This is a genomic window from Kitasatospora sp. NPDC001159 (genome assembly GCF_053598235.1).
In genome coordinates this window covers 31,952-45,876 of record NZ_JBSFJV010000033.1, presented here as the reverse complement: position 1 = coordinate 45,876, position 13,925 = coordinate 31,952, and the positions used below count along the sequence as shown (strand labels likewise).

Below are 13,925 nucleotides of genomic sequence, written 5' to 3'. Positions count from 1 at the left end.
ACTCCTCCGCCGCATCGCCGACCTCAGCCAACCATGGCCGCCAGCACGGTGCGCCAGTCCTCCCCCGGCTCCGGCTGGAGCGCGGCCGCGAGGGTCTCCGCCCGGTAGTGCCAGGGGCGGCGCAGCTCCGGGTCGGCGTCGGGACGCTGGTCCAGGGTGCTCTTCGAGCCGAGCAGCCGGATCAGCTCGGTGGTGAACTCCGCCCAGGAGACGTGCCCGCTGATCGCGTTCACGACGCGTCCGGCGGCGGGCTGGTCGGGCACCGCGCAGGCGGCGAGGGCCCGGGCGAGGGCCGCCGAGTGCACCCAGGCGGCGCCGTTCCAGGTGTCGCGCCCGCCGGGGGCCGGGGCGGGCAGGGCGATGGGCCGGCCGGCCAGGGCGGCCTGGTAGAGCTCGCCGGTGGAGCCCCAGCGGAGCTGATCGCACAGGCGTTGGTGCGGGCCCCAGACGATCGGGGCGCGCACGGCGGTGACCGGGCCGCGTCCGCCCGCCTCGGCGGCCTCGAAGAGCAGCTGTTCGCAGTCCAGCTTCGCCTGCCCGTAGGCGGTGACCGGCGCGCCGCTCGGACCGCCCTCGGCGACGTCCGTGCCGGTTGGCTGTCCGTAGGCATCGATGCTGCTGACGAAGACGAACGGCCCGCCGGACCAGCCGTCCAGCAGGGCGCGCATGGCGGTGACGTCGGTGGCGTGCTCGGTGAAGGTGCAGGCGGAGTGGATGACCGCGTCCACGCCCTTGACCGCGCGGTGGAGGCTGTCCAGGTCGGCCAGGTCGCCTTCGGCGATCTCGGCGCCGTGCAGCGCCGGCAGGTGCGCGGACTCCGGTCGGACCAGTACCCGCACCGGGCGGCCCTGGGCCATCAGCTCCTGCAGTACGGCCGCGCCGACGCCGCCGGTGGCGCCGGTGAGCAGCACGGTCCCGGTGCGGGACTCGGTGCGGGGGTGGGCGCCGGTCCGGACGAGAGCGGCGCGACGCTCGTCCTCGCGGATGGCGAGCAGGGTGGCAAGGGCGCGCGGGGTGCGCTGTTCCAGGATGTCGAGACCGGTGAGCGGCAGCCCGACGCGGGCGCGCAGGCGTTCGGCGAGCTGGACGGCGACCAGCGAGTGGCCGCCAAGGGCGAAGAAGTCGCCGTCGGCGGGCGGGACGCTGCCGAGCAGTTCACCGAACGCGGTGCGGACCAGGTCGAGCGGGCCGGGTCGCGCGGAAGCGCCGGCCGGGGCGGCACCGGGCAGTCGGCCTCGGTCGACGGTGCCGTCCACGGCGCGCGGAATCCGGTCCAACAGAGTTACCGCGAGCGGGAGCTCGGCAGCAGCGAGGCAGCGCCGCAGGATCGAGCGCAGGTCGCTGCCGCTGGGGGCCACCGGGCCGCGTACCACGGCGTAGGCGAGCGGCGGACCGTCGGCGGCCTCGACCACCGCGGCCTCGGCCACCCTCGGGTCGGCCAGCAGAGCCTCCACCACCGGGTGTTGGGCGACGATCAGACGGCTGCCGGGCAGCTCCGACAGCGGCAGGTCAGCGTCCGAGGCCACCGCGCCGAGCACGGCGGCGAAGGCGTCGAGCAACCGCGCGGCGGTGGTCTCGTCCAGCGCGTCCCGGTCGTGCTGGACCAGGCAGCGCGGCTGCGGCCCGTCCTCCAGCAGCAGGGCGAGGCCGAACTTGGCCAGACCGAGGTCGAGTTCGATGTTCTCGGCGTCCAGCCCGGGAAGTTCCAACGGCGTGACGGGCTGGACCAGGTCGCAGGTGACCGACAGCAGCGGGATGCCGTCCGCGCCGCGCGAGGCCGCGCCGAGCCGCTCGACCACCAGGTCGAAGGGCACCTGGTGGTGCTGCTGCGCGTCGAGCAGCGCGCCGCGCACCAGGGCCAGCGCCTCGCTGAAGGTCTCCTCCCCGGCAAGCTCGGCCCGCACGGCGAGAGTGTTGACGCCGAGGCCGACGGTGCGGCGCAGCTCGGGCCGGGCCCGATGGCCGCTGGCGCAGCCCAGGGTGAGGTCATCCTGCCCGGAGGCGGTGCGCAGGGTGGCGAAGGCGGCGGCGAGCACGACGGCGAACAGCGTCGCGCCGTGCCGGGTGCCGAGCTGCCGCAGGCCCTCGACGGTGGCGGGGTCGAGCGGCGCGGCGTGCAGGGCGGCGCGGCGTTCGCGGGTGCCGGGCGGGACCGGCCGCAGCAGCGGCAGCGGCCGGGCGCCGGCCAGGTGGGCGGCGCGGGCGTCGGCAGCGGCGGTGAGTTCGGCGTCGCGGGCGCGCTCCTGGCGAGCGTACTCGGCGTACGGCATGCCCGGCGACGGGAGCCCCGGCTCGACGCCGTCGCGGGCGGCGGTGTAGAGCGCGGCGAGGTCGGCCGCGAGCACCGGGAGCGATCCACCGTCCACGGCGATGTGATGGATCGTCAGCAGCAGGGTGTGGTCCTCGGGCCCGTGCCGGAGCAGCAGTGCGCGCAGCATCGGGCCGGTGGCGAGGTCGAACGGCCGGGCGGCCTCGACGGCGAGCCGGTCCGTGCCGTCGGCGTCCACGATCGGCAGCGGCACCGGGGCGGCCGGTTCGATCCGCTGGTACGGCTGGTCGCCCCGGCGGGGGTAGCGGGTGCGCAGCACGGCGTGCCGCTCGGTGAGGGCGGTGAGCGCGGCGGCCAGGACGGCCGGGTCGAGCGGGCCGCGCAGTCGGGTGGCGAGCGGGACGTTGTAGAGGGCGCCGCCCTGGCCGAGGTGGTCCATCAGCCACATCCGCTGCTGGGCGTGGGAGAGCGGGGCCGGGCCGGCCGGGCTTGCCGGGGCTGCCGCCGGGCGGTCGGGCGCGGTGGCGGCGCGGCGGTTGCGGGCGCGGCGCAACAGGTCGCTCTGGTCGGTGGTGCTCATCGGTCGGCTCCGGGGGTGTCGTCAGCGGCCCGCAGGGCGCGCTCCAGCAGCTCGGCCTGCCCCGCCACGGTGGGGTGACCGAGGAAGTCGGCGAGGGAGAGTTCGACGCCGAGGTCCTCGCGCAGGTCGTCGACGACCCACATGGCGAGCAGCGAGTGGCCGCCCTCGGCGAGGAAGTCGGCGGCCGGGTCGGTGATCCGGCGCTCCAGGGCGCGGCTCCAGGCCTCGGCGACGGCCTGCTGGATCGGGGTGAGCGCGGCCTCGCCCGGCCCGGAGGCGGCGGCCGGGTCGGGGGCGGTGGCGAGCGCCCGCCGGTCGACCTTGCCGCTGCCGGTGAGCGGCAGCACGTCGAGGACCGTCCAGGCGGTGGGCACCAGGTGGGCGGGCAGCCGCTCGGCGAGCCGGGTGCGCAGGCTGTCGGCGGCTGGTCGGGCGCCCTCGGCGAGGACCAGACAGGCGGTGAGCGCGGCGTCGGGCTGCCCGGCGCGGCGGACCACCACGGCCACCTCGGCGACCTCGGGGAGCTGAAGCAGCGCGTGCTCGACCTCCCCGGGTTCGATCCGGAAGCCCCGGACCTTGACCTGATCGTCGGTGCGTCCGTGGAACTCCAGTACGCCGTCCGGGCGTTGGCGCACCAGGTCACCGCTGCGGTAGGCGCGGCCGTGGCCCGGGAGCACGCGGAAGCGCTCAGCGGTCAGCTCGGGCCGGTTGAGGTAGCCCTGGGCGAGCCGTCCGCCGGCGATCCAGAGCTCGCCCACCATGCCGGGCTCCACCGACGCGAGCCGCTCGTCCAGGACGAGAACACGGGCGTCGCCGAAGGGTCGTCCGATCGGAACGGCACCGTTGTCGCAGTCGGCCGGGGTGACCCGGTGCAGGGTGGTGAAGGTGGTGGCCTCGGTGGGCCCGTACCCGTTGCACAGCTCCAGCCACGGGAAGGCCCGCAGCACCGCCCCGGCGTGCTCGGCGGACACCGCCTCGCCGCCGACGACCACGGTGCGCAGCACGCCGAAGATCCGGGACTGCTTGGCGGCCAGGTGGTGGAAGAGCGCGGTCGTGAGGAGGAGCGTTGTGACGCCGAACCGCTCGACGTCGCGGACGAGTTCCTCGGTGGAGGGCCGTTCGGCAGGGGAGATCGCGACGGCGGCGCCCCGGACGAGCGGAGCCCACAGTTCGAAGGTGGCGGCGTCGAAGGAGACGGTGGAGTGGAATAGCACCCGGTCGCGCGGGCCGAGGGCGACCGCGTCCGGGGCGGTGACCAGGTCGGCGACGGCTCCGTGCGGGACGAGCACGCCCTTGGGGCGGCCGGTGGAGCCGGAGGTGTAGTAGAGCAGGGCGGCCGCGGCCGCCTCGGCGGCGTCCGGCACCGTTTCCCCGGTGGCCTCGGTGCCGCGCTCGGTCAGCACCAGCGTGCGTTCCTCGGGCAGTCCGGCCTCCGCGAGCAGCGCCTTGTCGCCGAGGACCAGGCGAACGTCCGCGTCGGCGGTCATCTCGGCGATGCGCGGGCGCGGGTAGGCCGGGTCGAGCGGGAGGACGTGGCCGCCGGCCCGCCAGACGGCGAGCTGGGCGACGACCAGGCGGGCCGAGCGGGCGCAGAGCAGGCCGACGGCGCTGCCGGGGCCGATCCCGCGCGCGGCCAGGACGGCGGCCAACCGGCCGGAGGCGTCCAGGAGTTCACGGTAGGTGAGAAAGGTGGCGCCGTCGGTCACGGCGAGCGCACTCGGGTGCTGCTCGGCCTGCCGGGCGATCAGGGCGGGGAGGGTGGAGATGGTGGGCGTCATGGCTGGTTCCCTTCCGGGCGCCCCGGCGGCGAGGCCGGGGCGCCCGTGCTCAGGCGGGGTGGACGGTCAGGGCGTGTCCGGCGGATTTCGTCGGACCCGGTGAGGATCCGCCGGACAGGCCCTACGCGAGCGAGGTGCTGGGCATCCGCTCCTCGACCAGCCGCGCGATCGCCCGCAGGTCGGGCTGGCGCAGCAGCAGGGCGGCGCGCAGCCGCACGCCGCACTCCCCTTCCAGGGACTCCAGCAGTCGGGCTGCGGCGAGCGAATTTCCGCCCGACGCCAGGAAGTTGTCGCCCGGTCCGAGGTCGGCGCGGCCGATCAGCTCGCGGCAGAGCTTCAGCACGGTGCGCTCGACCGGGGTGTCGCCCTCCTCGACCTCCGAGACTCCCGAGGCCCCCGTGCCCACGGCGACCGGCGGCTCGGCGGCGAGCAGCGCCGCACGGTCCACCTTGCCGTTGGCGTCCAGCGGGTAGCGGTCGACCAGCCGGACGGCCGAGGGCACGGCCTGCTCGGGCAGCCAGGGCCGCACCGCGTCCAGCAGAGCCACGGCCTGCGCACCGTCCTCGGCCTGGACGAAGGCCACCAGCCGTGCGCCGCCCGTCGCCGCGGCCTCGGCGGCGACCACGGCCCGGCGCACCCGCGAGTCGCGCTCGAAGGCGGCCTCGACCTCGGCGGGTTCGATCCGCACCCCGCTGACCTTGACCTGGTCGTCCAGGCGGCCGTGGAACTCCAGCACGCCGTCGGCGCGCATCACCACCCGGTCGCCGCTGCGGTAGACCCGGTCGGTGCCGTCCACGCCGGGCGGCACCTCGACGAAGCGGCGGGCGGTCAGCTCGGGGTCGAGGTAGCCGGCTGCCAGGCCCCGGCCGCCGATCCGCAGCTCGCCGGCCACTCCTCTGGGCACCGGGCGGCCCTGATCGTCGGTGACCAGGACCACCGCGCCCGGGACGGGCAGCCCGATCGGCGGCGCGCCGTCGCCGTGGTCGCCGCCAGCGGCCATGGTGTGCACGGTGGTGGTGACGGTGGCCTCGGCGGGGCCGTAGGCGTTGTGGACGGTCGCGGTGACGTCCGGCCCGGGAGCACGGCGCAGCCGGTCGCCGCCGACGGTCAGGTGGCGCAGCACCAGCCCGGCGGGCCAGGGCCGGCCGAGGACGGGTTCGGCCAGCGGGGTGGGCAGTACGGTGACGGTGATCCGGGCCTCGCGGAGCCAGTCGGTGAGCGCGCCGGAGTCCCACCGGACGGCCTCGGGGGCGACGACCAGCGCGGCGCCGGAGGTGAGGCCGGCCCACAGCTCCATCAGATGCGGGTCGAAGGCGACCCCGATCAGCAGGCTGTGCCGGGCGCCGGGGCCGAGGCCCGTCAGTTCGCGGTACCAGTGCAGCAGCGCGCCGAGCGCCGGTGCGGTGACGGCGACGGCCTTGGGGGTGCCGGTGGAGCCGGAGGTCAGCACCGCGTAGTGGGTGCCGACCGGGACGGCAGCCTGGTCGCCGGAGGCCAGTACGGCCTCCACCGCACCGGTGGCGGGCAGGTCCAGCGACAGCCGCTCGCCGACGGCCGGCAGGACGGCCGGCTCGCCGACCAGGCAGGCGGGCCGCAGTTGCTCGGCGACGGCCTGCAGCCGCCGCTCGCCCGGGCGCGGGCCGAGCGGCAGGTGGACGGCGCCGAGCTTGGCGGCGGCCAGGGTGACGGCGACCAGCGCGGCCGAGTGGCCGAGGCAGACGCCGAGCAGGTCGCCCTTGCCGACCCGGCCGCGCAGGGTCTCGGCGACGGCGTCGGCGAGGCGGTCGAGCTCGGCGTAGCTGTAGCTCTGCTCGCCGTCGATCAGGGCGGGTGCGTGCGGGGTGCGGTGCACCCAGCCGGTGAACAGGTCAAGGACCCCGCCGTCCTGGTGCGGACGGCCGTACCCGATGCTCAGGGATTCCATCATCGACTCCAGATAAGTGACTAGACGTCAGTTCAGACCCATGGAACGGGCGATGATCACCTTCTGGACCTCGGAGGTCCCTTCGATGATCGTGGTCATCCGGACATAGCGGTACAGGAATTCCAGCGGGTGGCCGCGCACCCAGCCGGTGGCGCCGTGCACCTGGAGCGAGCGGTCCACCGCGCGCACCGCCGTCTCGGAGGCGGTGAGCTTGGCGAGTGCCGCGTTCTCGGGTGCCTCCGTACCCTCGTCCACCAGCCGTGCGCAGGCGAGGGTGAGCAGCTTGGACGCCTCCACCTCGGCGCGGGTGGTCACCAGGTGCTCCTGGACGTGCTGGTACTCGCCGATCACCCGGCCGAAGGCGCGCCGCTCGCGGGCGTACTCGACGCCGGCGCGCAGCGCGTACTCGGCGATGCCGTTGCACATCGCGGCGACGACCAGGCGGCCGCGGGAGAGGCTGTCCATGGCGAGGGCGGTGGCCGCCGCGATGCCCTCCTCGCCGCCGATGACGGCCTCCGGGCCGACGCTGACCTGGTCGAGCAGCAACTCGAACAGCGGCTCGCCGGACATCCCCTCGTAGCGCTGGCCGATCCGCAGTCCGGGCTGGTCCATCGGCAGCACGAAGGCGGTGGCCCCGGCGGTGGGCCCGGCGCCGTCGCCGAGGTCGGTGGCGGCGACCACCAGCGCGATCCCGGCGTGCTCGGCGTTGCTGACGAAGGTCTTGCGCCCGTTCAGCACCCAGCCGTCACCGGTGCGCACGGCGGTGGTGGTGAGCCGGAACGCGTCCGAGCCGGCCTGCGGCTCGGTCAGCGCCAGGCAGCGGGTCTGCTCGCCGCGCACCAGCGGGACGAGGTGGGTCTCGATCTGCTCGGGGGTGCCGTGCCGCAGCAGCGGGCTGGGGCCGTCGGAGCCGGCCAGCGCGTACGGCGCGAGCACGCAGCCGCTGCGCCCGGCGGCGTGGTGCAGCAGAACGACGGCGGTGAACGGCATGTCGGCGCCGCCGAGTTCCTCCGGGTAGTCCCCGGCGTAGAAGCCGAGCGCGGCGGAGCGCTTGCGCACATAGGCACGCAGGTCGGCCGGGACCTGGTCCGCGGTCTCAGGCAACTCGGCGGCGAGCGGGACGAGTTCACGGCGCACGAAGCTCTCGAAGGCCTCGACGAGCTCGCGGTGGCCGGCTTCGAGGACGGCGGAAGGGGCGCTCACTTGGAGCCTCCGGCGAGAACACGGGCCTGGTCGGCCAGCACGGCGTGGCGGAAAAGGGTACGCAGCGGCGGGCGGCTGCCCAGGTGCGGCTCCAGGTAGGCGGCGAGCTGGGCGGCGAGCAGCGAGTGGCCGCCGACCTCGAAGAAGTGCGAGTCGGCGGTGAAGCGGTCATGGCCGAGCACCTCGCGCCAGGCGGCGGCGATCAGTTCCTGGCCGGGGTCGGCGAAGGCACTGGGCGCGCTCTCCTGATGCTCGGGGGTCTCGTCGGCGAGCCGGGCGAGGGCGGCGCGGTCGGGCTTGCCGCCGGGCAGGGTGGGCATCGAGGGGACGGCCGTCCAGGTGGCCGGGACGAGTCCGCCGGGCAGCCGGCGGGCCAGCGCCGCGTGCAGGGCGGCCTGGTCGGGGCGGTCGGTGCCCTCCAGGAAGCCGACCAGGCGGGGGCCGGTCTGCGGGTCGGTGTGCAGCAGCACGGCGCAGGAGCGGCCGCCGAGTTCGGCGGAGGCGGCGGCCTCGATCTCCTCCAGTTCGATCCGGTGGCCGCGCAGCTTGACCTGGTTGTCGGCGCGGCCGAGGAACCGCAGTCGTCCCTCGGTGTCGCGGTAGCCGCGGTCGCCGGTGCGGTAGACCCGGGCACCGCCGAGCGCGGGGACGATGGTGAAGCGGGCGGCGGTGGGCTCCGGCAGGCCGACATAGCCCTCGGCCAACAGGTCGCCGACGACGACGAGTTCACCGACGCAGCCGACCGGGAGCGGGCGCAGGGTCTCGTCCAGGACGTGGATCCGCACGCCGTCGATCTCGGTGCCGAGCGGGATCTCGCCGTCCTCGACGACGTCGGCCTCGGTGACCCGGTGGACGGTGGAGGTGACGGTGGCCTCGGTGACGCCGTAGGCGTTGAGCACGGTGGTGGACTCGATCAGGCCGGCCAGCGCGCGGGCGGGCAGGCGCTCGCCGCCGAGGACGAGCAGCCGGGGTGTCCAACGGCCGTCCCGCAGCGCTTCGCGCAGGTCCTCGCGCACGCCCAGCAGGTAGCTGGTCGGCAGGTTGGCGACGGTGACGCCGCGGGCGGCGAGCACGGCGACCAGCTCGGGCCCGGTGGGCACCTCGCGCTGCGGCAGCACGAGCGTGGCGCCGACGGCGAGGGCGGGCAACACCTCCTCCAGTGCCACGTCGAAGGACGGCCGGGCGAACAGCAACACCCGGTCAGCGGAGGTGAGTTCGTAGCGGGCCGCGATCGCGGCGACGTACCCGGCGAGCGCCTCACGGCCGACCAGGACGGGCTTGGGGACACCGGTGGAGCCGGAGGTGTGGATGACGTAGGCGGCGCCCTCCAGCACGGCGGCGGGCTCGGCCTTCGGGAACGCGGGGCCGTCCAGTAGCGCCGGGGTGACGCCCTCGGCGGGCAGCGCGAGCGCGCTCTGCCGGGTGGCCAGGACCAGCGCGGGGGCGAGCCGCTCCAGCAACAGGCCGAGTCGGGAGGCCGGGTCCTCCGTGGACAGCGGCGCGTAGACGGCGCCGAGGCGCAGGCAGGCGAGCAGGGCGACCACGCTGTCGGTGCCGCGCGGCAGCACGGCGGCCACCGGCTGGCCGGGGGCGACCCCGGCGGCGCGCAGCCGGTCGGTCAACTCGCCGATACGGCGGTCGAGTTCGCCGTAGCTGATCCGCTCGGTTCCGGCCAGCAGGGCGAGCGCGGTGGGGTCGTGGGCGGCGGCGGGGTCCAGCCCGCCCGGGGTCACCGGGGTGGCAGGCTCGGCCTCGGGCGCGGGGGCGAGCTCGGCGAGCGGCGTCTGCGGCCGGTCGAGGTAGCGGCGCAGCAGCTCCAGCAGGCGGTCGGCCAGCAGCACGGCCCCGGCCTCGCCGAAGAGGTCGGCGTCGTAGTCCCAGACCAGGGTCATCCCGGCGGCGCCGTGTTTCTCGCCGACCACCCGGCGGTCGTCGGGCAGCAGCACCAGGTCGAGGTCGAAGCGGGTGGTGCCGGTGTTGAAGCCCTCGTAGAGCGAGACCTCCAGGCCGGGTGCCTGGACGTCCGGCAGCGCGGCGTCGTGCGCGCTGAACATCACGTTGAACAGCGGGTTGTCGGCGCCACCGGTGTGCAGCCCCAAGCGGCGGGTCAGCTCCTGCACCGGCAGGTCCTGGTGCGGCAGAGCGCGCAACAGGACGTCGGTGGCCTCGTCCACGGCTTCGGTACCGGGGGCGGCCGGGTCGAGCCGCAGGCGCAGCGGCACGGTGTTGACGAACATGCCGACGGTGCTCTCGAAGCCCTCCGGCCGGTTGCCGACGGCGGTGCCGATGACGAGTTCGCGGTGGCCGCTGTGGCGGCGCAGCAGTTCCGCGAACAGGGTGAGCAGGGTGCTGAACGGGGTGTGGCCGTCCGCCTTGCTGCGCTCGCGCAGCCGCTCGGCGAGGTCGGCCCCGATCGACTGGCGCAGCTGCCCGCCGCGGTGGCGGCGCTCGACGCCCGGCTTGGCCAGTCCGGGAAGGGTGACCTCGCGCGGAGCGTCGGCCAACTCCCGGGTCCAGAAGGCGAGATCGCGTTCGCGGGCGTCGGGGTCGACGGAGCGGCGGGCGTGCTGCTCGTACGAGGGGGCGGCGGGCAGCTCGTACGGCTGGTCGAGGACGTGGGCGCGGTAGACGGTGAACAGGTCGCGCAGCAGGATGGCGAAGGAGTGGCCGTCGTGGACGAGGTGGTGCTCGACGTGGATCAGCCGGTGGTGGTCCTCGCCGAGTCGGACCAGGTGCCAGCGCAGCACCGGGGCGCACTCGGTGTCCAGCGGCTCCTCGGCCTCGGCGGCGAGCAGCCGGCGGAAGGCGGCCTCCGGGTCGGCCTCGGCGGTGAAGTCGCTGTGGCGCAGCACCGGCTGGCAGTTCTCGGCGACCCGCTGGCCAGGCAGGCCCTCCGCGCGGGCAACCAACTCCAGCCGCAAGCCCGGGTGGTGGCCCAAGACGGCGGCGAGGCCCGCGTGCAGCGCGTCGCGGTCGAGGGTGCCCCACAGGTCGAGCACGGCTGTGAAGTTGTAGGCGCGGCTGCCCGGCAGCATCTGCTCGTGCAGCCATACGATCTCCTGCGAGGGAGAGAGTGCGAACATGGATGATTCCCTTGTGTGGTGGGCGTGTTGGCACTGCGATGGCCGGGCGCGGGTGTGGGGTGGTCCCGCGGCGGCCGGTGGGGGCCGGGCCGCACCGGGGTGAGGGTGCGGCCCGAGGTTTGAAGGCACTGGCCTGTCGGAAGGACTGACCTGTCGGAACGGGCTGGCCTGGGAAGGGGCTGGGCCTAGAAGAGGTGGTGGCGCAGCACGGCGAGCAGCTGCTCGAAGGCGGCCTCGGCGTCCGCGGCGGGGAAGCGCTCGCTGTCCCAGGCCAAACGGACCAGCAGCTCGTCGCCGTGCGTGGCAGCGACGGCCAGCGGCGCGGCTAGCGGCCGTCCGGCGAGGTGGACCTCCCGGCCGGTGACGCCGCCGAGCACCAGCGGCGGGCGCCGCTGGAGGTCCTCCAGGGTGAGCATCGCATCCAGCGCGCCGGACCAGGGGGAGCCGGCGGCGCGGGCCGCGCGCACCACCTCGTCGAAGGGGGTGCCGGCGTGGTCGAGGTCGTCCCACCAGTCGTCGCAGAGCGTCTCCAGGTCGGCGGCGGATCGCGCCGGCACGGCGTGCACCAGGGTGTTGAGGAAGCAGCCAAGCGCGGCGGGCGCGCCGGGCGGGCGGCCGCCCCACGGGTAGCCGAGCGCCAGCGGGCCGTCCGCGCGGTGCAGCCGCTGGGCGGCGGCACCGACGGCGTCCAGCAGGGCGGGGAAGACGGCGCTGCGGGCGGCGCCCTCGGCGGCGGGCAGCCGCTCGGTGAGCATGCCGGTGGCCGTGGCCGCGCCGCCTTCGGTCCCGGTCAGGGAGCCGAGCCGGCGTCCCCAGTGGGCCTGGGCGGCCTCGCCGGCGGCGGCCTCCTCGGCGGCCAGCTGGAGTTCGACGGCCTCCCGGAAGTCGGCCATGGCCTGCGGGTCAGGGCCGGGTGCGGGCGACTCGTCCCGCCGGTAGGCCTCGGTGATCTCGCCGACGAGCACCCCGAGGGACTGTTCGTCGCAGGCCGCGTGGTCCAGCGCGAGGGCGAGCAACTCCTCCTCGCTCGCCGGCTCCTGGGCGATCAGCAGGCGCAGCGCGGGCCCGTCGAGGGGCCAGTCCAGCAGGGCCGCGCGCAGCGCCGCCTCGGCGGCGCCGCCACCGGGGGTGCCGTTCGGTGCGACGGCGATCCGGGCGACCTCGACCGAGGGCCCGCCGGCCCGCAGCACGGGTGTACCGCGTACGGTCGCGAAGCCGCCGCACAGTGCGGGGTGACGCGCGGCGACCGCGTCGGCCGCGCGCGCCAGCCGGGCCAGGTCGAGGGTGCCGCGCGGGTAGGCGAAGAACAGCGGGACGATGTCGGAGCGGGTCAGCGGAGCGAGTCGGCGGGTGATCAGGAACCGCCGCTGGGCGCCGGTCAGCGGGAGCAGCTCCACCGGGGAGTCGGCGGAGGCGGAGCGGTACCTGGCTAGGTAGGCGGCGGTGATGCTGGCGTGCACGGAACGGTCTCCGGTTTCCGGTCTCGGCTCGGGTGCTCGGTCAGGGGTCAGGGGTCAGGGGTCAGGAAGTGGTCGGGCTCGCGGCGGGCTGCTTGGCGCTCTGGGTGTCCTGGGCATCCGCGGCCGTAGCCCCCTGGACCTCCGCAGTCGCAGCGCCCCCGGCTTCCGCCTCGGGTAGGTCGCGCATCCGCCGCAGCGGCGACAGCAGCAGCGGCACCGGAACCAGCAGGAATCCCGCCGCGCAGAGCCACAGGGCGGCGCGCGGCCCGGCCCAGTCGGCGACGAGCCCGCCACCGAGGGCGCCGATCGGCATGGTGCCCCAGACCAGGAAGCGCATGGTGGCGTTCATCCGCCCGAGCAGTTCGGGCGGGCAGACGCTCTGCCGGAAGCTCACCTGGGCGACGTTGTAGGCCACCGCACCGAACAGCACCACGCCCGCGGCCAGGCCGAACAGCCACACGCCCGCGCCGCCCTCGGACAGCGGCCACAGCACCGCGAACGGCGCGGTCACCACGGTGGACAGCCAGATCAGCCGGGCCTGCCCGACCCAGCGGGACAGCTGCCCCGCGCACAGCGCTCCCGCCAGTCCGCCTAGGGCGGAGGCCGACAGCAGCGCGCCGATGGCGCCGGGCGACAGGTCGAGAACCCGCACCCAGAACACCGTCTGCACGGCCATCAGCACGGCGGCGAACAGGTTGGACACGGCGGTGGCGGTGGCGATCGCCCGCAGCAGCGGGTGCCCGAGGACGAAGCGCACGCCCTCGGCCACCTCGGCCCGCAGCGAGCGCCCGGGCTCGGGCTCCGGCCGCGCCTCCTCGACCCGGACCCGGGCGAGCAGCAGAGCGGAGGCGAGGTAGCCGCAGGCGTCCGCCACGATGGCGAGCGGCGCGCCGAGCAGCTGGACCAGCCCGCCGCCGAGGCCCGGCCCGGCGATCTGGGCCGAGGACCGGACCGTCTCCAACGCCCCGTTGCCGCCGACCAGTTGCTCGCGCGGCAGGACGGCGGGCAGGAAGGACTGGTGGGCCACGTCAAAGAACACCGTGGCCACCCCGGTGACCAGCGCGACCAGGTACAGCTGCGGCATGCTCAGCACCCCGAGCGCCGCCGCCGGCGGGATCGAGCCGACGGCGATGCAGCGCACCACGTCGGCGCGGATCAGCACCGGGAGCTTGCGCATCCGGTCCAGCCAGGCCCCGGCGGGCAGGCCGACCAGCAGGAAGGCGGCGGTCTCCGCGGCGGTCAACAGGCCGACCTCGAACGGTGTGGCGTCGAGCACCACCACCGCCACCAGCGGCAAGGCGACCAGGGTGACCTGACTGCCCGTCTGGGCCGCTGCGGCTCCGGCCAACAGGAGCCGGAAGTCGCGGTGGTCGAGCAGTCGGGCCTGGCGGGGGCGAAGCGTCTCGTTCATCGATGCGACTCTCGGTCACCTCTTCGATACGCGGCAACCGGCGGAACCGTTTCCAGACGAACCGCGGGTCGGCCGGATCCCGCCACTGCCGTGACCTGCCCTTGCGCCTCCCTTACGGCCCCTTATGCCCCGCTGCCGATCCACCACGACGCCACACCCGCCCGTCGACCAAGGCAGCACGGCCCGACAGGGGATCCGCACCACCTACGGGAGCCGT

7 protein-coding genes are annotated in these 13,925 nt (G+C 75.5%); all 7 read right to left on the bottom strand.

The annotated features are described in order from the left end of the window. Positions 1-23: 23 nt before the first annotated feature. The 7 genes from ACWC9T_RS19030 to ACWC9T_RS19000 all read right to left on the bottom strand — a co-directional run bounded on the left by ACWC9T_RS19030 (position 24) and on the right by ACWC9T_RS19000 (position 13,708). Positions 24-2,849, bottom strand: coding sequence for a condensation domain-containing protein (locus ACWC9T_RS19030; protein ID WP_449822194.1), 2,826 nt, complete (start codon positions 2,847-2,849; stop codon positions 24-26). Continuing rightward, positions 2,846-4,627, bottom strand: coding sequence for a non-ribosomal peptide synthetase (locus ACWC9T_RS19025; RefSeq protein ID WP_449822193.1), 1,782 nt, complete (start codon positions 4,625-4,627; stop codon positions 2,846-2,848). Before ACWC9T_RS19025 ends, ACWC9T_RS19030 begins: the two co-directional genes overlap by 4 nt. Before the next feature lie 121 nt (positions 4,628-4,748). Further along, positions 4,749-6,551 carry a non-ribosomal peptide synthetase gene (locus ACWC9T_RS19020; RefSeq protein ID WP_449822192.1) on the bottom strand — a complete coding sequence of 601 codons (1,803 nt, stop codon included), beginning with the start codon at positions 6,549-6,551 and terminating at the stop codon, positions 4,749-4,751. Between the two features lie 27 nt (positions 6,552-6,578). Continuing rightward, a complete protein-coding gene (locus ACWC9T_RS19015; protein ID WP_449822191.1) occupies positions 6,579-7,754 on the bottom strand; it encodes an acyl-CoA dehydrogenase family protein in 1,176 nt (391 codons plus the stop codon). Further along, positions 7,751-10,837, bottom strand: coding sequence for a non-ribosomal peptide synthetase (locus ACWC9T_RS19010; protein ID WP_449822190.1), 3,087 nt, complete (start codon positions 10,835-10,837; stop codon positions 7,751-7,753). Before ACWC9T_RS19010 ends, ACWC9T_RS19015 begins: the two co-directional genes overlap by 4 nt. A 185-nt stretch (positions 10,838-11,022) precedes the next feature. Further along, positions 11,023-12,297, bottom strand: a complete 1,275-nt coding sequence (locus ACWC9T_RS19005; protein WP_449822189.1) for a non-ribosomal peptide synthetase — start codon at positions 12,295-12,297, stop codon at positions 11,023-11,025. A gap of 61 nt (positions 12,298-12,358) precedes the next feature. Next, positions 12,359-13,708: an MFS transporter gene (locus tag ACWC9T_RS19000; RefSeq protein ID WP_449822188.1), complete on the bottom strand. Its 1,350-nt coding sequence runs from the start codon at positions 13,706-13,708 to the stop codon at positions 12,359-12,361. Between the last annotated feature and the right edge of the window lie 217 nt (positions 13,709-13,925).